Below are 16,589 nucleotides of genomic sequence, written 5' to 3' on the forward strand. Positions count from 1 at the left end.
ATGGACCCGCTCGACAGATACGACTCGCTCGTCGACGACGCCGAGGCGTTTCACGAGGCCTGCGAGCGCCCGCTGCCGTCGGTCGTCCGAGTCAACGACATCAAGGCGACCCCCGACCGCGTCCGCCGGGCCTTCGACGAGACGGGCGTCGACTACGAGCGCGTCGAGTGGCACGACGGCCTCTTCCGACTGGCCGACGGCGTCTCCCCCGGCAACACCTGGCCCTACGTCCACGGCTGGGTCCACGGCCAAGAGGAGGTCTCGGCCATCCCGCCGCTGGCGCTTTCTCCCGACCCCGGCGACCGCGTGCTGGACTGCTGTGCCGCACCGGGAAGCAAGACGACGCAACTGGCTTCGCTCATGGACGACCGCGGGACGCTGGTCGGCAACGACAACAACCTCGGTCGGCTGTCAGCCCTTCGCTCCAACGCCGAACGCTGTGGGGTCACGAACGTCGTCGTCACCCGACAGGACGCGCGGAACTTCTCGCTGAAACCCTTCGGCGGGGAACCGTTCGACGGCGTCCTCGTGGACGTGCCCTGCTCGTGTGAGGGGACGATCCGCAAGAACCCCGACGCCCTCGAGAACTGGTCTTTGGGCCACATCGAGAGCATCGTCGACGTCCAGACGGCCATCCTCGACCGCTCTATCGAGATTACGCGCGATGGCGGCACCGTCGTCTACTCGACGTGTACCTTCGCGCCCGAGGAAAACGAGGCCGTCCTCCAGTCGGCCCTCGACAGCCACGACGTTCGCCTCGTCGACTACGACCTCGGCCTCGAACATTCCCCCGGCATCACCGAGTGGGACGGCGAGCAGTTCGACGAGACGATGGCCCGCGCCAAGCGCGTCTATCCCCATCAGAACGACACGGGCGGGTTCTTCTGTGCGAAACTGGAGGTGACCGCATGAGCAACGACGGACAGGTGTTCGACCGACTGCCCGCGACCGCCGCCGACCGCGAAATCGAGGGCCGGGCCACCCGCGAGGAGGTCATCGACTGGTGGGTCGAGCGGTTCGGCCTCGACCGCGAAACCTTCGCCGGCCACACCTTCTGGGAGAAGGGCGCCGGGAAGATATGGGCCTTCGCCGACGACATGGACTCGCCCGCCGACGTCGAGGGCCTCGGCATGACCTTCCTCCGGACTCGACAGGAACACTGGAAGCCGACGACCGACGCCGTCCAGCGGTTCGGCCGCGAGGCGACGAAGAACGTCATCGTCCTCGACGACGGGGAAGCCGAGGCCTTCGTGCAGGGCGAAGACCTCGATCCCGACTGGGACGGCGACTGGGGCTATCTCATCGCTGCCCACGAAATCGCGGGCGAGGTCGAGCCCATCGGCGTCGGCCTCTACGTCCACGACGAGTTGCGCTCCCAGATGCCGAAGGGCCGCCAGCGCGACGTCTGACCGTGACCCGCTATCTCGCCGCCGACCTGCATTTCGACCACGCCGAGGTACTCGACTACACCGACCGCCCCTTCGCGTCGGTCGGCGAGATGAACGACCGCCTGCTGGAGAACTGGAATCGGGTCGTCGACCCCGACGAGGAGGTCGTCTATCTCGGCGACCTCGTGGTGCCGTCGGAACCGACGACGGTCCGGCGGTGGCTCCGTCGCCTGAACGGCGAGATTACGTTCGTCCTCGGCGACCACGACGAGGGCGTCCGGCGGACCCGCGCCGTTTCGGCGCGCCGGGAGTATCGCTTCGAGGCCGGCGGCTACCGGTTCGTCTGCGTCCACGACCCCGCCGAGGCCCCGGCCAACCGAGGTGACTGGCTCGTTCACGGCCACCACCACGACATGCGTCCCGAGGAGTTCCCGTTCGTCGACCCCGAGAACCGCCGGAGCAACGTCTCCGTCGAGATGACGGGCTACGAACCGGTGCCGGTCGCGGAACTGGTCGAGTACGTGCAGCAGCGAAACCGACTCGGAACCCGGCCTTCGTAGGCTACTTTTCGCGAATCGTCCCACCGCCGAGGCCTTCCCACTCGACCCGGAATCCGACCCGCGAGAGGACGGCGCTCGTCTCGTCGAGCCCTCGCTCGTCCAGCACCGCCTCGGCCTCCGAGAGGTCCATTCCTGCCTCGATGTCGTCGGCGATGTCCTCGAGCACAGCGGGCCGGACGAGCGTTCGACCGACCCGTTCGTGGTCCGGGAACGCAGCCTCTTCGATGGCGGATTCGGGGACGCCGTATTCCTCGGCGAGGACGGCGATGGTCGTCACGTCGGCCTCGGGGGTCAGTTCGTCCGGCACCGAATCGGCGCTTTCGGCCCGGAGGTCATCCTCGTAGTGTCGCAAGGCATCTCGGACGTCCTTGAGGCGGACGGTCCGCTTGTAGGGAATCGCGCGGTGGCCCGCCGCCTCGATGTCCTCGCCGACGCCGAGGCTCTCGTCGTAGGCGACGATGAACGCCACGTCTTCGAGGTCCGCAAACCGAGAGAGCTTCTTGTCGACGTACTCGGGCGTCCAGAATCCCATGATTTCGAAGAAGACGCGAAAGTCGGAATGTTTCCAGTCGAAGGCGAAATCGGGGATGACGACGTGTTCGCCCGCCGCCAGCGGCTCCGGTTCGCGGACGACGTCCCAATCGAGGTCCAGCGACTCGAAGCGGGCGTAGAAGTCCGATTCGACGCCGCTGTCGAAGGTCGGGTCGGCGACGGGGTCGGTGCCCGGTACGGTCACGTCGCCCGTGTCGAGCGTCAGCAGGCGCTCGGTGCCTCGGTCGTCGATGGTCGCCTCGAGATGCCACTCGTTGGCCGTCGCGACCGTTCGCAGGAGACGGGCAAAGCGCGTCCCGTAGCGCCGTGAGCGCCGAAAGAGCGCGTCGGGACCGGTGACGATGACCTCGCGGCCCTCGTCGGTCCGCTCGATTTCGTACATCAGTCGAAGGCGTTTGACGGCCGAAACGAGCGCCTTCGGGTCCGAGGAGCGGACGCGGACCTCCGTGGCGTCGAAGAGGGCGGTCTGAGCGAGCGAAAGGTCGTACTGCTCGCGGAGGCTCTCGGGGCCGTATCCGGTGTCGCAGTCGGTCAGGACCTGCTCGATGTCCCGGTCGGCAAAGAGCGAGGCGTCGATGTCGTCGGCGTCGGCTCCGAGTCGGTCGGCCGCCTGTTTCAGGGCCGCTTCGCGGTCGGCCTCCGTGACGACGCCGCCCGCGGCCTCGGCGGCCTCGAAGGCCGCCGTGCGTGCCCGAATCGGGCCGACCGGCGCGCGCGTCTCGAAGGTCGCCTCCCGTTCCAGCAGTTTGGCGAACCCCCGAACCAGTTTGAAATCGTCGGCCTCCCGTTCGAGGTCGGTCAGGGCCGCCTCCAGTTCCTCGCGGCGCTTTCCGACGTGGCCCTGATACACGCCGAGAACGCGAGCGGCGAGGTCAGCGTCCGCGGGGTCGGTGAACTGCGGATGGTAGCCGCCGCCGGCCCGCGAGACGCGGAGGAGGTCCTTCGTCAGCACTACGCGAGTGTCGGTGGCGGCCATTTAAAAACGCCGCGGCCCTCAGTCGTCGGCTTCGGGCGCCTCGGCGGGGTCGACGACCTCGCCCGTCTCCGGATAGACGCCCACCTGCTCGCAGCGGTCGGCCATCGGGCAGGCGTCGGGGTCGTCGAGACAGGCAGGCTTGCGCGCCGAGCAGTACTCACGGCCGAACTGAATCATCGCCGTATGGCCGAAGCCGCATTTCTCGGCCGGAACCACGGCTTCGAGGTGTTTGCGGACCTCTTCGTGGTCGGCGTCGGCGGGGGCAAGCCCCATCCGGCGGGCGATGCGGTGGACGTGGGTGTCGACGGGAAACACCCCGCCGCGGCCACCCGAGAACAGCAGGACACAGTCGGCCGTTTTCGGCCCGACGCCCTTCATGTCGAGCAGAGCGCTCCGGACCTCGTCGGGGGCGCCGTCCTTGACGAACGCGTCGAAGCCGTCTTCGCCGCCGTACTCCTCGACGATGCGACCGGCGAGGCGGATGAGCGTCTCCGATTTCTGGTTGTAGAGGCCCGCCGAGGAGATGGTCTCGGCGAGTTCGTCCTGTGGGGCGGCAGCGAGGGCTTCGGCGAGGTCACCCGGATTATCCGTCCCGTATCGCTCCATCAACGCGTCGTGAGAGGGTTGGCTCGCCTTATCGGAGGTGTTCTGGCTCAGAATCGTCCGGACGAGACACTCGAAGCCGTCCTGTCCGCCGTAGGTCTTCTGCCAGTAGCGCTCGCCGAGGCGGTCGACGACCTGCTCGGCGCGCGTATCGGCGGTTTCGGGGTCGAACTCGGCGAAGGCACCGCCGCCCGATTCGCCGCCGGAGATGTTCTCGGCGGGTTCGTCGTTCATATCGGGGGAGTATGGCCCACGTCGAAAAAACGCTACGTCCCCCGGCAGGCCCGTCATGGACGGACCGGCGTTTCGGGTCGAACGGCTACGCCTCGACGCGCAGAACGCATTCGAGGTCCGCGCCCGCGGCGAGCGCTGCGACGAGGTCGCGGTCGAGGTCGGCGGCCGCCTTGTCCGCGCCGACCATGACCGTGCGGTCGTCGACGTAGTCGCTGGTGCGACCGACCATGCTCCGGTCGTTCTCGAAGGAGAGGTCGGGGTGGCCGCGACCCGTGATGGTCTCCTCGTGGCCGTCCGCGCGGAGCGTGACCGTAATCGTCGCTTCGTGAGACTGGCAGGCCTCGACGAATTCCGAATCGAGGTCGGCGGGGACGGTATCGGCCTCGACCGCGAGGATGCAATCGCCCGCGGGCGTGAGCCAGTCGTCGCTGGTCACCTCGAAGGTGCTCGCGTGTTCGGCCGAGACGTTCTCGTGGCCGCTCGCGCGTACGCGTCGTTCCATACCCAGCCCGAATCGGTGCCACTACTTCAGGGCGTCCGTTCGCGACGCGATGGCCGAGATTCATTTATATACCCGAACGTCACCGTTTGGTAACCAATAACGCACGAATTCCGCCGTATGGTAGCTGTTTTCACGGGGTCAAACCTCCGCAATTTTTAAATACGGCAATCCAGTACGTATAGGTACCAGAACGCGTCCGGCGTTCGGCAGCATCGTCAGCCGACCAGAATGACAGGAGCACTTCCTTATACGGCGACTGGGCTTTCCACCAGTGGTAGCTGTCGCCGCCGGAGCGGTAATGGAGTAGATCGATAACCATGGCAGAGTCAATTAACGAATCCGACAACGTAGAACTCACAGACGACGACCTCGAAAACAAATCCAAAGGGCAGCTCATCAAGCTCGCCGGTCAACTGCGCGACCGACGAAACGAGCTGAACCAGATGGCCTCCGAGCGAGCCTCCGAACGCGACGAACTCAACGCGAAGACGCGTGAGAAGGTCGACGAAGCCCAGGAACACCGCGAGAAGCGGGACGAACTGAACGAGCAGGTTCAGGAACACAAAGAAAAGCGCAACGAGCTGAACGCGAAGGCCAACGAGCTTTTCGACAAGGTCGACGACCTCAAGGAGGACCTCGAACTCGACGAGGGCAAGAGCGTCGACCAGCTCAAGGAGGAAATCGAGGAGCTGGAGTTCAAACAGCAGACCGAGGTTCTCTCGACCGAGGACGAGCGCGAACTCATCGAGAAGATCGAGGAGAAACGCGAGAAGCTCCAAGACCGCAAGGACAAGCTCAACCAGACGGACGACCTCGACGAGCTGAAAGAGGAAGCCCAGGAAGTCCGCGCCGAGGCCTCCCAGCATCACCAGAAGGTGACCGAGCTGGCGGACAAGGCCCAAGAGCACCACAACGAGATGATCGAGGCCTACCGCGAGGCCGACGACATCCGTGACGAGGCCGACGAGTGGCACGAGAAGTTCGTCGACGCCCAGGAAGCCGCCGACCGGCACCACGAGGACTTCGTCCGCGTCCAGAAGCGCCTCCGCGAACTCGACAAGGAAGAGGAAGAAGAGCGCGAGGACGAGCGCGCCGAGGAACGCGAGGCCGCCAAGGAAGAGGCCGAGGAAATCTACCAGAAGTTCAAGGAAGGCGAGACCCTCGACACCGAGGACCTCATGAAGCTGCAGAAGGCCGGCAAACTCTAATACTGCTCCACAACGCGACTCGCTCCTGTCGCGGCCTGACGGCCGCCGGATAGTCGCACACCACGATTTGCGGTTCTCTCACTTTCACGATATTCACGCTTCGTAGCGGTTGCACTGGCGAGGCTAACTTCTGAACACGTTTCGCGATATTAAACAGAGATGGCAGTTAGCATCCGCGAGGCGCGTAGCGCCGAGCGGTTCCCGGCGACGAGCGAAGCGAGTCGCCGTAGCGCCGACTGACTAACGCGAGCCGGAGCGAAGCGGAGGCTCGCGGCTGGAAGGAGGCGCGCATATTTTCCCCATGTTTTTGCCCGACTGAGCGCGCCGAAGGCGCGCGAAGGAGGTGCAAAAAGTGGCTGTTAGTGATCGTCCTCGCGCCACTTGTGTTCGCACTCGACGCAGGTGAAAAAGCGGGTTTCGGATTCGTCGGCGGCGCGGATCTGTTTCATCTCGTAGCGGGCGCGGTCGTGGCCGCACTCGGGACAGCGGGCGTTGGTCGTCGGACCGATTTCGGCGTCGTCGACCTCGGACATGTCGACGGGGCCGCTGTCGTGGTCCTGTCCTTCGGTGGTGGTCATCCGGGCGGCGTCGTCGTCGCCCTTGACCTTCTCGAAGTCACAGGAGCTACAGACCCACACCCCGTCCTCGCTGTGCATCATCGAACCGCACTCGTCGCAAAATTCCATCTTGGTCTGAAAAGACCAGCCGCGTATTTAAGCGGCGGGGTTTATACGGCGTGTTGCAACGAATTACCGGCGAGCGCCGCCCCCGACCGGGTACTCGTCGGTGACAGACGACAACGAACCGTCAGCTATCCCCTTCGGACTGGCCGGGTTCGCCGATGGCTTCCGTGGGGAGGTATTCGTAGAGTTCGTCCCGGAGTTCCGCGGCGGAGTCGTAGCGGTCGCTGGCGGTTCGGGCGACGACGTCGCCGAGGTTCGTCTCGCCATCGGCCAGTTCGACGGTTACGTCGTCCAATTGGTCGACGGCGTGCGCCCGGTCGACGGGGTAGGAAAGCGAGTCGAGGACACTCTCGATGCGACTGAGTTTGACGGTTCATGCCATGGTAGCGATAGTACGGCCAGCGACAAAGCTTCGCCGGCGTTCGGAAAGGTGATACGGGGGCGGACCCACCAATCGGTAGATGTTGGGGACGGACCGCCGAGTCATCGTCTTGGCGCTGGCCCGGATGGCCGACGCCGTCGCGAACTCGTTTCTGATCATCGTCCTCCCGCTCTATATCGCCAGCGGCGAGTTGGCGCTGCCGGGCATCGAGGGAGCGGCGGTGTTCGGCTATCAGATAACGCTGGAGTTGCTCATCGGCTTTGCGCTGTCGCTTTTCGGGTTCCTGAACAGCTCCGCCCAGCCGTTTACGGGGCGGCTCTCGGACCGGACGGGCCGGCGGAAGGTCTACATCCTCTTCGGGCTGGCCGTGCTGGCGGTGACAGCAGTCGCCTACGCGTTCGTCGACACCTACGAGGCGCTGCTGGTCGTGCGGGCGCTGCAGGGCCTCGGCGGTGCCTTCGTCATCCCGACGACCATCGCGCTGGTCAACGACCTCGCGCGGAGCGACGCCGAACGGGGCGGCAACTTCGGCGTGTTCAACACCTTCCGGCTCATCGGCTTCGGCTTCGGCCCCATCGTGGCCGGCCTCGTGGTGCAGGCCGGCCCCTACGTTCTCGCCGACGGCATCGTCCTCTCGGGGTTCGACGCCGCATTCGGCGTGGCCGTCCTCGGGGCGCTCGTCAGTTTCACGCTCGTCACCGCCCTCGTCGAGGAACCGGACATCGCCAAGGCCGAGGCCACCGACGAGCTTTCGGTTTCGGTCACGGGCGAGGAGCCAGACCAGTTGCTCGACCCCATCTTCGTCCTCGGGGTCGGCACGCTCTTTATGGCCATCAGCATCGCGCTGTTCGCGACGTTGCAGGAGCCGGTCAACGCCCGCCTGGAGCAGGGTCCGACGTGGTTCGGCGTGCAGTTCGCGGCGGTCGTCATCGCCAACGTCGCCCTGCAGATGCCCATCGGTCGCGCCGCCGACCGCATCGGCCGGCGGCCCTTCCTCGTCGGCGGCCTGCTCATCCTCGCGCCCGCGGTCCTCGCGCAGGGACTGGTCACCTCCCCGTGGACGATGCTCGTCGCCCGCCTGTTGCACGGGGTCTCGGTGGCGATGGTGTTTGCGCCCTCGCTGGCGGTCGCAGGCGACCTCGCCAAGGAGGGCCAGTCCGGAACGACGCTGTCGGTGCTGACGATGGCCTTCGGCTTCGGGACGGCCATCGGGCCGCTCGCGTCGGGGCTGCTGTTCGGCTACGGGTTCGTCGTCCCCTTCGCCTTCGGCGCGATACTGGCGCTGGCGGCGCTGGTCCTCGTTGCGACGCAGGTCGAGGAGACGCTGGAAGGGGCCGCCTTCCCGTCGCTCCGCTTGGGTCGGAGCGATTGACGGGCGGTCAGAATGAAACGTGTTCCTAAGAGATCGGGGAGCGAGCAGCGAAGTAATCGCCGACCGTCGGCGTTACAGCCGCGCGGCGTCAGTAGCCGCCGGTGCCCTCGAAGCAGTTCCCACAGCGTGCCACGCCGTCGTAGGTCTCGAGTTCCGCCTCGGAGACGAACTGGGTGCGCGCCTGTGGAACGCCTCTGAGCGAGCCACAGACGGCCAGTCCGGTTTCCTCCTCGTCGACCGGTTTATGAAGTGTACTGGTGTGGATATTGAGGACGTGTGTCATGGACCAGTGTAGGAGACACTGACGTTTAGTCTGCTAGCCTCACCTCTGAGGGCCGGGATAGAAGTGGGAGCAGGACCGAACGGAGGCGCTATCGGTTGCGGCCGAGCGATTCGTGGCTGGTCACCCAGTCCGAGGCGGAGATGGCGGCACCGAGCGATATCTCGCCGGCCAGCACGGTCGTCGCCGCGATTTCGGCGAGTTTGTTGACGTTGCCGGGGCCGTCGCAGTCGAGCATCTCCAGACATTCCTGTTGGGTCGCCATCCCGGTCCCGCCGCCGTAGGTGGCGACGATGAGCGAGGGGATGGTCACCGAGATGTGGAGCGAGTCGTCGTCCTCAAGTCGCGTGTTGAGGATGGCCGCCGAGGATTCGGCGACGTTGGCCTCGTCCTGTCCGGTCGCGATGAACAGCGCCGCCAGTCCGTTCGCGGGGTGGGCCCCGTTGGTGTTGGCGCCCGAGAAGAGCGAGCCGATAGTGGCGATTTCGCTGTGATTGGCGAGGCTCTCGGGTTCGGCACCGAGATGATGGATGCACGTCTCGCGGTCCAGCGTCACCTCGGCGGTGACCCGCTTGCCGCGGGTCATCAGGTCGTTGACCTTGGAGGCCTTCTTGTCGGTCGCGAAGTTGCCCTCCAGATAGAAGCTCTCGACGTAGCCCGGATACTCCTGAAGGATCCAGTTGCAGGCCGCGAAGGTGGCCTTGCCGACCATGTTCTGACCGGCGGCGTCCCCCGTCTCGAAACTGAACCGCAGGTGGGCGAAGTTGTTGGTGAGGTAGTCCTCGATTTCGAGGAGTTCGGCGACGCTGGAGGTCTCCTCGGCTTTCTCCTTGACGGTCTCGAAGTGGTCGAAGACCCAATCGCGGAAGTCCCGGGCGTTGCGGGCGTCCTCGAAGACGAAGACGGGCGCGCGGTTCATCCGGTCGTCGGAGACGGTCGCCGTCGCGCCGCCGTTCATGTTGATGGCCTTCATCCCGCGGCTGTAGGAGGCCACGAGCGTCCCCTCGGTCGTCGCCAGCGGAATCGGGTAGTAGCCCTCGGCGTGTTCGCCGTCGACTTTGACCGGGCCGGCAATGCCGAGCGGCATCTGTGCGACGCCCACGAAGTTCTCGATGTTGCCCTCGCCTCTCGAGGAATCGAAGGAGTACTCGGGGACGTGTTCGAGGTCGACGCCCGTCTGCTCTTCGAGCCACTCGTGCCGTTCGGCGATGGCCTCCTCGCTGTAGTTGTCCTCCTCCGAGCGGGGAATGCTCGGGAGTTGGCCCTCGTCGCGGATGGTGTCCTCGATTTCGAGGGAGAGTTCGCCGAACGGTTCGGCGAGGAAGTCGATGAGTATCTCGTGGTCGCCGCTCGGCAGACTGAACCCCTCGACGACGACGGTGACCGTGGTGCCGACCGGGAACTGAATCGGGTCCTCCGAGGAGACCTCATCGAGGGTGAAGGTCTTGCCGTCGGCCGTTTCCAGCCGAACCGACTCCGGCGCTATCTCCTCGCCGTTGACGACGAGTCGGGAGACACCCGCGAACTTGGCGTCCTGCAGGCGGTTCTTCACCTCGAACTCGATACCTTCGTCGGTGTCCTTCAGACTTCCGTAGGTGTAGAGCCGTTTCAGTATCTTATCGGGGATGTCGAGCGAGACGAACCCACCCGAACCCACGATATTGGCGTAAATCCGCTTCAGAATCCCGCTATCTGGGGTTGGAATGACCATCGCTGTGCGTCATGCACTATACAGTCCTTGAAAAAGATTGTGTGAAACCCCTATCATCACCCTAGAGGAATCGATATCCGTAGGCGTGACACACGTCTTAAGCAGCCATTTTGAGCCGGCTTTCACCGTGTATTTATAAGCAGGTCAGCGGTCGAGGAACTCCCGCATCGCCTCGCGCTGGGAGTCGGTGCCGAACAGTTCACCCCAGAGGCGGCGCTGGTAGCCCCGCTCGGCGTCCGGTTCGCGCCACGCGTACTCGAAGGCCTCCTTGGCGGCCCGCATGGCGAAGGAGGGTCTGGTCGCGATGTCCTCGGCGAGGCCCGCCGCGTACGTGGCGACGTTGTCGTGGGCGATGACGTCGCCCACGAGGCCGAGTTCGTAGGCGTCCTGTGCGTCGACGCGTTCGGCGAAGAAGACCAGCCGGCGGGCCGTCTCGTCGTCGACCAGTCGGACGAGTTTCCGGACGCCGCCCCAGACGGGCACGACGGCGAGGTCGAGTTCGGTGTGACCGAGGACGGCCCGCTCGCTGGCGACGCGGATGTCGCAGTTCAGGGCGAACTCCCAGCCGCCACCGAGACAGTAGCCATTGATGGCGGCGATGGTCGGCACCGGAAACCGACGGAGGGTCCGGGTGACACGCTGGGCGGTCTCCATGTAGGCGTCGGCCTCGGCGACCGTCGCGTCGGCGAGTTCGCGGACGTCGGCACCGACCGAGAAGGCGTCGTCGCCGGCGCCCGTGAGGACCAGCGCGTCGATGTCGGCGCTTCGGGCGTCCGCGAGGGCGCCCTCCAAGGCCTCCAGCGTCGCCGAATCCAGGGCGTTGTACCGCTCCGGGCGGTCGATGGTCAGCGTCCCCACGCCGCCCTCCGTATCGATCCGGACCGTGGTCATGCGTCGGCCAACGGCGGCCGAGACCATAAGGCCACGTGTGGCCGCTCCGTGAGCCGCCTCCTTTTTGTACCCGACACCGCGTAGTCGACCCCAATGACGCTCTCGGAGCAGGCCGAATCCCGGCTGGCGGACCTCGTGGCCCTACAACCGACGAAGAACAGCGAACTGCAGGACCGGTGGGGGATGGACAGCGGCAGCGACGTCCACCAGTATCTGGAATCGGAACTGAAAGAGTACTACTACCGCGACGAGGACAGCCTCATCCGCGCGACGCCGGAGGCCGCCGACCTCGTCGGGATGGACGTCGGCGAGGACATCGTCCGCGTGCCCGAACTGCAGGCGCGGATTCTGGACGTCATCGCCGGGCCCGACGAGGAACCACAGAGCGTCGTTTCCGTCCTTCATGCCCTCCGAGAGACGGGACTTGACCCCGACACCGACGCCGTCCGCTCCGGTCTGCGGAGCCTCGAAGACAAGGGCGTCGTGGAAGTCATCTCCAAGACCGTCCCCACCTTCCGGTTGGCCGTCGACCGCGATGACCTGCAGGTCGAGATGCTGGACGACCCCATCGAAGCCTGATTCGTCCGCGTTTTTAGGCACCTTTCGACTCGCCGTCGTATATCAACGGCCGGGCGGTATGCGCTCGGTCGGCACATGGGCCGGACAGTTAAGCCCGAGGGACGGATACGGGGGTACAATGACGGACCACTATCAGGTGACGGTCGTCGGCGGGGGCCCCGCCGGACTGACGACAGCGCTGTACACCACGCGACTCGGCCACGATACCGCCATCATCAACCGCGGCGGCGGCCGCGCGGCGATGATGCTGGACACGCACAACGTCATCGGCGTCACCGAGGACACCTCCGGCAACGAGTTCCTCGCGACGGCGACCGAACAGGTTCAGGCATACGGTGCCGACTACTACCAGGACTTCGTCTCCGATATCGAGGCGACCGACGAGGGCTACCACGTCACCGCCGGCAACGTCGAAGTGACGACCGACCACGTCGTGTTGGCGACTGGCTTCTCCGACGAGCGGCCCGACCCGCCGCTGCCCCGCACCGGCAAGGGCCTCCACTACTGTCTGCACTGTGACGCCTACATGTTCGTCGACGAACCGGTCTACGTGATGGGCACCGGCGATTCGGCCGCCCACGTCGCCATGATCATGCTCAACTTCACGCCCGAGGTCGACCTCCTCACACGCGGCGAGGAACCGGAGTGGTCCGAGGAGACCGGCGAGATGCTGGAAAACCACCCCATCGACGTCATCCACGAGGAGATTACGGGGATGGAAAAGCGCGACGACGGCTGGCTGGAAGCCTTCGAGTTCGCGGACGGTACACGCCGAGAGTACCGCGGCGGCTTCCCGATGTACGGCTCGAACTACAACACCGACCTCGCCGAGTCGCTGGGCGTCGAACTGAACGACGACGACAGCATCGCCGTCGACGACCACGGCCGCACCAACGTCGACGGCGTCTACGCCGTCGGCGACGTGACGCCCGGCCACAACCAGATTCCCACCGCGATGGGCGAGGGCGCCCGCTGTGGTATCGGCAACCACTACGACCTCCGGGCCTTCCCCCGTTCGCTCGACGAAATCGAGGAGCAGGGCCCGGTCACGAAAGACGACATCCCCGCCATCTCGGAGGACCTCCGCGCCCGGGCCGTCGAACACGAGGGCCACCCCGGCGACGGGCAGGCGACGGCCGAAAGCGACGACGACTAATCACGTTTCACACGGGCCGGCCTGCGGCCGTCTGCTCGCGGGCCTTCTTGAAGGCCCCGCTCGGCGGATACTCTGATGCCTCATCTTCTGCGCTGGAACCGACTAAGGATTCGTGTCTTGCCGCATCGTTCCTGACACAATATTATGAAACGTGTCGAGCATACCCCACATATAGTGAATATTAAGGTTGCTGACCACGTGGGGTCGGTATGGAGACACGCAAGGTACAGCGGCTGGGGCCGTCGACGCTGGCGATGACCCTGCCCGCCGAGTGGGCCAGCAAGCAGGACGTCGAGAAAGGGGACGAGGTTTCGCTGCGGATGGGGTCGAAGGGCACGCTGACGGTCATGCCCGAGTCCGTCCAGCAGGAGGAAAGCGAGGCCGTCATCCACGCCCAGAACCTCGACGCCGACGCCGTCGAGCGCGCCATCATCGCTCAGTACGTCCTCGGCCGGCGCATCATCCACGTCGAGGTCGGCGAGGACAACACCCTCGATTCCGCCCAAATCAACGCCGTCTACAACGCCGAAACCCAACTGATGGGCCTCGGCGTCATCGAGGAGACGCCCGAACGCATCGCCATTCGCTGTTCGGTCGACCCCGAGGACTTCACCCTCGATAACCTGCTCGAACGGCTGGAATCGACCGGCTCGACCATGCGAAACGAGGCCATCAAGGCGCTGGCCCACGGCAACCCCGACCTCGCACAGCGCGCCCTCAACCGAGAGCGACAGGCGAACAAGATTTTCGTCCTCCTGCTTCGCCTCATCTTCACCGCCTACCAGAACCCGAATCTCGCACGCGCGGTCGGTCTCGATTCCGGCTTCCCGCTCATCGGCTACCGCTCTATCGCCAAGAACCTCGAACTCACCGCCGACAACGCCGAGGACATCGCCGAAATCGTCCTCGAAACCGAGGGCCACGCTCTCGACGTCGACCAGGCGACCATGCGCCGCATCCGGGAGTTCACCGACCAGGTCAACGAGATCACCGAACTCGGCGTCGCCGCCGCCGTCGAGCGCGACTACGACAAGGCCATCGAGACCCGCGAGAAGTTCGCCGACATCGGCGACCGCGAGGCCGAAATCCTCGACGACCTCGACGAGATGCCCAACGAGGACCTCCTCCGCATCCGCGAAGTGCTCGTCAGCCTCGGCCAGACCGCACAATACGCCGTCCGAAACGCCGAAATCGCGACGAACCTCGCGCTGAACGAGGACAGCGACCACGTTTCCATCCAGTAGCCACTTTTTGCACTTCCCTCGCGCGCCTTCGGCGCGCTCGGTCAGGCAAAAACATGGGGAAAATATGCGCGAACGGTTCCAGCCGCGCTCTCCCTTCGGTCGAGCGCGTTAGTCACCGCTCGCTACGGCGGCTCGGCCTTCGGCCTCGCCGCCGGGAACCACCTCGGGAGCGTTTTTCAAACGCCCCCTCGGCGGATACCCCACGTTTCTTTTTTCACGTCCTCAGTCTGCGATGACCACCTCCTCGCCAGTCATCTCGGCGGTCCCTTTCCGAATCCGTAGCGGATTCCGCGAAACCGTCTCACAGTCGAAGGCAGGGTGTTCCGCGAAGTGTCTGAGTATCATGTGTCGACGGGAGCCGGTAATCCCGGTGCGGCCGACGGCTTCGGCGTCGAACTCCTCGGGCAGTCGCTCGTAGAGCCGTCGCAGGCGCTCGAAGGAGTCGAACACCTTCGCGTTGCCCGAGGAATCGGCACCGCGTCGGGAGACCACGTAGGACCCGTCGGCACGGTACTCCCCCGCCGTCCGGAAGAACTCCTCGCGGGAGGCTATCGCGTCGCCGATAGCGTCGGCTAACTGGCTGGCGGTCTCGCGAGGCAACTCGTGGGTGGTTCCGTCGATACTGATGCCGATACGGTCGGCGTCGGATTGGACGTGTACGTCGCTACCGGAGAACTCGATCCGGAGACTGACTACTCCGTTCCATACACGGGTTGGGAACGGGCAGCGACATAATCCTAACGCTCGGTCAGGACGAGCAATCGAGTATCAGACGATACCGTCGTCGGTTTCGGTCGGTGTCGGTGTGGCCGTCGGCGTCTCCGTCGAATCCAGCAGGCCACCGTCGTCCGGTGTCGGGGTAGGGGTCGGCGTCGGTGTCGACGTGGGAGTCGTCTCGCCGCCGGGCGTCGGCGTCGTTTCGTTGCCGGCGCTTTCGTTTCCTTCCTCGTTGCCGAAGATGTCCGTCTCGATGGTCTCTTCGTAGGTGAGTTCGTCCAGCGGGATTCGGATCGTGTTCCCGGTCGGCAACTCGACGCGGGCATAGAACTCGATGCGGAGGTCGGTCACCTGTCCCCGCTGGAGGTGGGTCACCCACCACTCGTCGAGGTTCTGGTTCCGGATGGCCGCGCGGGTGTTGAGGGTCTCCGTCGACCCGCCCTCGATGACGTAGGTGTCCTCGGTGGCGCCCTCGCCGACGAGCACGTCGTTCATCGTTATCTCGTAGCCCATCTCGGTGACGACGTACGGTTCGAGCTGCGGGTTGTACACGTCGAACTGCATATCGATGGGCGTCTCCTGTTCGGTGACGCTCCCCCACTGGGCGCCGGTCCGGTTCACGTAGAGAATGGGGTTGGAGGTCGTCGGCGGCGGGTCGTCGGCGTTTATCGGCCGAGTCTCCTCGGAGTTGAACTGGCCGATGAGGTCGGTCTCGACCCGCTTTTGCTGTTGGGTGTCGAACTCGCGTTCGCCGAGGACGGAGGTGTGGACGGTCGCGTTGATGCTGACCTGTGTCACCTCGCCGTTCTCGATGTGGCTGCGCCACCACGGCGGAATCTGGCCGTTGTCCATCTCGGTTCTGAACGCCTCGGTGGAGTTGCCGCTCTTGATGTTCAGGCCCTCGCCGCCGCCGGTCGCCATCGGGACGTCGTTCATCCGAACGGTGTAGTTGATCTGGGTATCCCCGAGGCGGACGCCGATGGGGTTGGGGTTGTTGACCACCAGGTCGGTGTGGATGACCGTGGTCTCCTGTGTCACCTCGCCGAACTCGTTGTCGACGGCCTCGACCGACGGCGCGCCCAGAACGCCGAAGGCGACGGCGCCGAGAAGCGACGCGGTCAGAACGCCGAGCACCGCCGCCGCGACCTTCAGTTTCGCGAGGCCCAAAATCCCACGGTCGGATGTCATCGTCACTTCACGACGAAACGCGCCGGGAAGATATACTCTATGGCCTCCATCGACGGTGTCGGCGACGGGGCCGAGACCGACGCGAGGGCGCCGAATCGCGAACGGCGGGATTTATGTGCGCCGTGCCGTAGACGCGGATATGACAACTGCTTCGACGACGGACAAGGGTGTCGGATTCCCGCTGATGTTGGGCGTTCTCGCGGTGCTCGGCGCCGCCGGGATGACTGTCTTCGGCTTCACGGGCGACCAGATCGCGGCCGCTGGCTCCTTCGCCGTCGCGATGCTGGCCGGCTCGCTGGCCATCGCGGCCTACCACGTCTACGCCTGATACGGACCGCTGCAACGAGTTCCACCGGTCCGCAT

General features: G+C 65.3%; 18 protein-coding genes and 1 pseudogene. 9 read left to right on the top strand and 10 right to left on the bottom strand.

What is annotated here, in order from left to right; all coding sequences use genetic code 11:
* From U5914_RS05705 to U5914_RS05715, 3 genes are read left to right on the top strand one after another with little or no spacing between them, the layout of a single operon-like run.
* Complete coding sequence (locus tag U5914_RS05705) at positions 1 to 912, top strand: RsmB/NOP family class I SAM-dependent RNA methyltransferase (RefSeq protein ID WP_336134795.1); 912 nt, start codon at positions 1 to 3, stop codon at positions 910 to 912.
* Complete coding sequence (locus tag U5914_RS05710) at positions 909 to 1,409, top strand: DUF7122 family protein (protein WP_336134796.1); 501 nt, start codon at positions 909 to 911, stop codon at positions 1,407 to 1,409. Before U5914_RS05705 ends, U5914_RS05710 begins: the two co-directional genes overlap by 4 nt.
* Before the next feature lie 2 nt (positions 1,410 to 1,411).
* Positions 1,412 to 1,948 (top strand): metallophosphoesterase, encoded by a 537-nt coding sequence (locus U5914_RS05715; RefSeq protein WP_336134797.1) that lies wholly within the window; start codon positions 1,412 to 1,414, stop codon positions 1,946 to 1,948.
* 1 nt (position 1,949) lies between these two features.
* Here the strand turns inward: U5914_RS05715 and U5914_RS05720 are convergent, their stop codons facing one another.
* The 3 genes from U5914_RS05720 to U5914_RS05730 all read right to left on the bottom strand — a co-directional run bounded on the left by U5914_RS05720 (position 1,950) and on the right by U5914_RS05730 (position 4,815).
* On the bottom strand, positions 1,950 to 3,452 hold the full coding sequence (locus tag U5914_RS05720; protein WP_336134798.1) for a DUF790 family protein: 1,503 nt from the start codon (positions 3,450 to 3,452) through the stop codon (positions 1,950 to 1,952).
* A 42-nt stretch (positions 3,453 to 3,494) separates the two neighbouring features.
* On the bottom strand, positions 3,495 to 4,313 hold the full coding sequence (locus U5914_RS05725; RefSeq protein ID WP_336134799.1) for an endonuclease III domain-containing protein: 819 nt from the start codon (positions 4,311 to 4,313) through the stop codon (positions 3,495 to 3,497).
* 85 nt (positions 4,314 to 4,398) lie between these two features.
* The gene (locus tag U5914_RS05730; RefSeq protein ID WP_336134800.1) at positions 4,399 to 4,815 is read right to left on the bottom strand and encodes a DUF371 domain-containing protein; all 417 of its coding nucleotides are present in this window, start codon (positions 4,813 to 4,815) and stop codon (positions 4,399 to 4,401) included.
* Between the two features lie 317 nt (positions 4,816 to 5,132).
* Here U5914_RS05730 and U5914_RS05735 point away from each other — a divergent pair, with 317 nt between their 5' ends.
* Entirely contained in the window at positions 5,133 to 6,023 is an 891-nt protein-coding gene (locus U5914_RS05735; RefSeq protein ID WP_336134801.1) for a coiled-coil protein, read from the top strand.
* 359 nt (positions 6,024 to 6,382) lie between these two features.
* On the opposite strand, the gene U5914_RS05740 is transcribed toward U5914_RS05735, so the two are convergent.
* The gene (locus U5914_RS05740) at positions 6,383 to 6,709 is read right to left on the bottom strand and encodes a transcription factor S (RefSeq protein WP_336134802.1); all 327 of its coding nucleotides are present in this window, start codon (positions 6,707 to 6,709) and stop codon (positions 6,383 to 6,385) included.
* Positions 6,710 to 6,830: 121 nt separating this feature from the next.
* Positions 6,831 to 7,064: pseudogene (locus tag U5914_RS05745) on the bottom strand (DUF5789 family protein); the annotation flags it as partial.
* A 103-nt stretch (positions 7,065 to 7,167) separates the two neighbouring features.
* On the opposite strand from U5914_RS05745, the gene U5914_RS05750 reads away from it, so the two are divergent.
* Positions 7,168 to 8,460, top strand: a complete 1,293-nt coding sequence (locus U5914_RS05750) for an MFS transporter (RefSeq protein WP_336134804.1) — start codon at positions 7,168 to 7,170, stop codon at positions 8,458 to 8,460.
* An 88-nt stretch (positions 8,461 to 8,548) separates the two neighbouring features.
* Here the strand turns inward: U5914_RS05750 and U5914_RS05755 are convergent, their stop codons facing one another.
* The 3 genes from U5914_RS05755 to U5914_RS05765 all read right to left on the bottom strand — a co-directional run bounded on the left by U5914_RS05755 (position 8,549) and on the right by U5914_RS05765 (position 11,342).
* A complete protein-coding gene (locus tag U5914_RS05755) occupies positions 8,549 to 8,743 on the bottom strand; it encodes a hypothetical protein (RefSeq protein ID WP_336134805.1) in 195 nt (64 codons plus the stop codon).
* An 88-nt stretch (positions 8,744 to 8,831) separates the two neighbouring features.
* Entirely contained in the window at positions 8,832 to 10,451 is a 1,620-nt protein-coding gene (locus U5914_RS05760; RefSeq protein ID WP_336134806.1) for a hydroxymethylglutaryl-CoA reductase, read from the bottom strand.
* Positions 10,452 to 10,595: 144 nt separating this feature from the next.
* Positions 10,596 to 11,342 (bottom strand): enoyl-CoA hydratase/isomerase family protein, encoded by a 747-nt coding sequence (locus tag U5914_RS05765; RefSeq protein ID WP_336134807.1) that lies wholly within the window; start codon positions 11,340 to 11,342, stop codon positions 10,596 to 10,598.
* A 93-nt stretch (positions 11,343 to 11,435) separates the two neighbouring features.
* Here U5914_RS05765 and U5914_RS05770 point away from each other — a divergent pair, with 93 nt between their 5' ends.
* The 3 genes from U5914_RS05770 (at position 11,436) to U5914_RS05780 (ending at position 14,321) form a co-directional block, all read left to right on the top strand.
* The gene (locus U5914_RS05770) at positions 11,436 to 11,921 is read left to right on the top strand and encodes a DUF5797 family protein (RefSeq protein WP_336134808.1); all 486 of its coding nucleotides are present in this window, start codon (positions 11,436 to 11,438) and stop codon (positions 11,919 to 11,921) included.
* A gap of 118 nt (positions 11,922 to 12,039) precedes the next feature.
* Positions 12,040 to 13,077 carry an NAD(P)/FAD-dependent oxidoreductase gene (locus U5914_RS05775; protein ID WP_336134809.1) on the top strand — a complete coding sequence of 346 codons (1,038 nt, stop codon included), beginning with the start codon at positions 12,040 to 12,042 and terminating at the stop codon, positions 13,075 to 13,077.
* Positions 13,078 to 13,286: 209 nt separating this feature from the next.
* Positions 13,287 to 14,321: a phosphate uptake regulator PhoU gene (locus U5914_RS05780; protein ID WP_336134810.1), complete on the top strand. Its 1,035-nt coding sequence runs from the start codon at positions 13,287 to 13,289 to the stop codon at positions 14,319 to 14,321.
* Between the two features lie 222 nt (positions 14,322 to 14,543).
* Here the strand turns inward: U5914_RS05780 and U5914_RS05785 are convergent, their stop codons facing one another.
* Both U5914_RS05785 and U5914_RS05790 read right to left on the bottom strand, forming a co-directional pair.
* Positions 14,544 to 14,921, bottom strand: coding sequence for a DUF7528 family protein (locus U5914_RS05785; RefSeq protein WP_336134811.1), 378 nt, complete (start codon positions 14,919 to 14,921; stop codon positions 14,544 to 14,546).
* A gap of 168 nt (positions 14,922 to 15,089) precedes the next feature.
* Positions 15,090 to 16,226 carry an LEA/WHy family protein gene (locus U5914_RS05790; protein WP_336134812.1) on the bottom strand — a complete coding sequence of 379 codons (1,137 nt, stop codon included), beginning with the start codon at positions 16,224 to 16,226 and terminating at the stop codon, positions 15,090 to 15,092.
* 139 nt (positions 16,227 to 16,365) lie between these two features.
* Here U5914_RS05790 and U5914_RS05795 point away from each other — a divergent pair, with 139 nt between their 5' ends.
* Complete coding sequence (locus U5914_RS05795) at positions 16,366 to 16,554, top strand: DUF7525 family protein (RefSeq protein WP_336134813.1); 189 nt, start codon at positions 16,366 to 16,368, stop codon at positions 16,552 to 16,554.
* Positions 16,555 to 16,589 lie beyond the last annotated feature (35 nt).

The organism is Natronomonas amylolytica (assembly GCF_037031205.1).
Classification (GTDB): domain Archaea; phylum Halobacteriota; class Halobacteria; order Halobacteriales; family Haloarculaceae; genus Natronomonas; species Natronomonas amylolytica.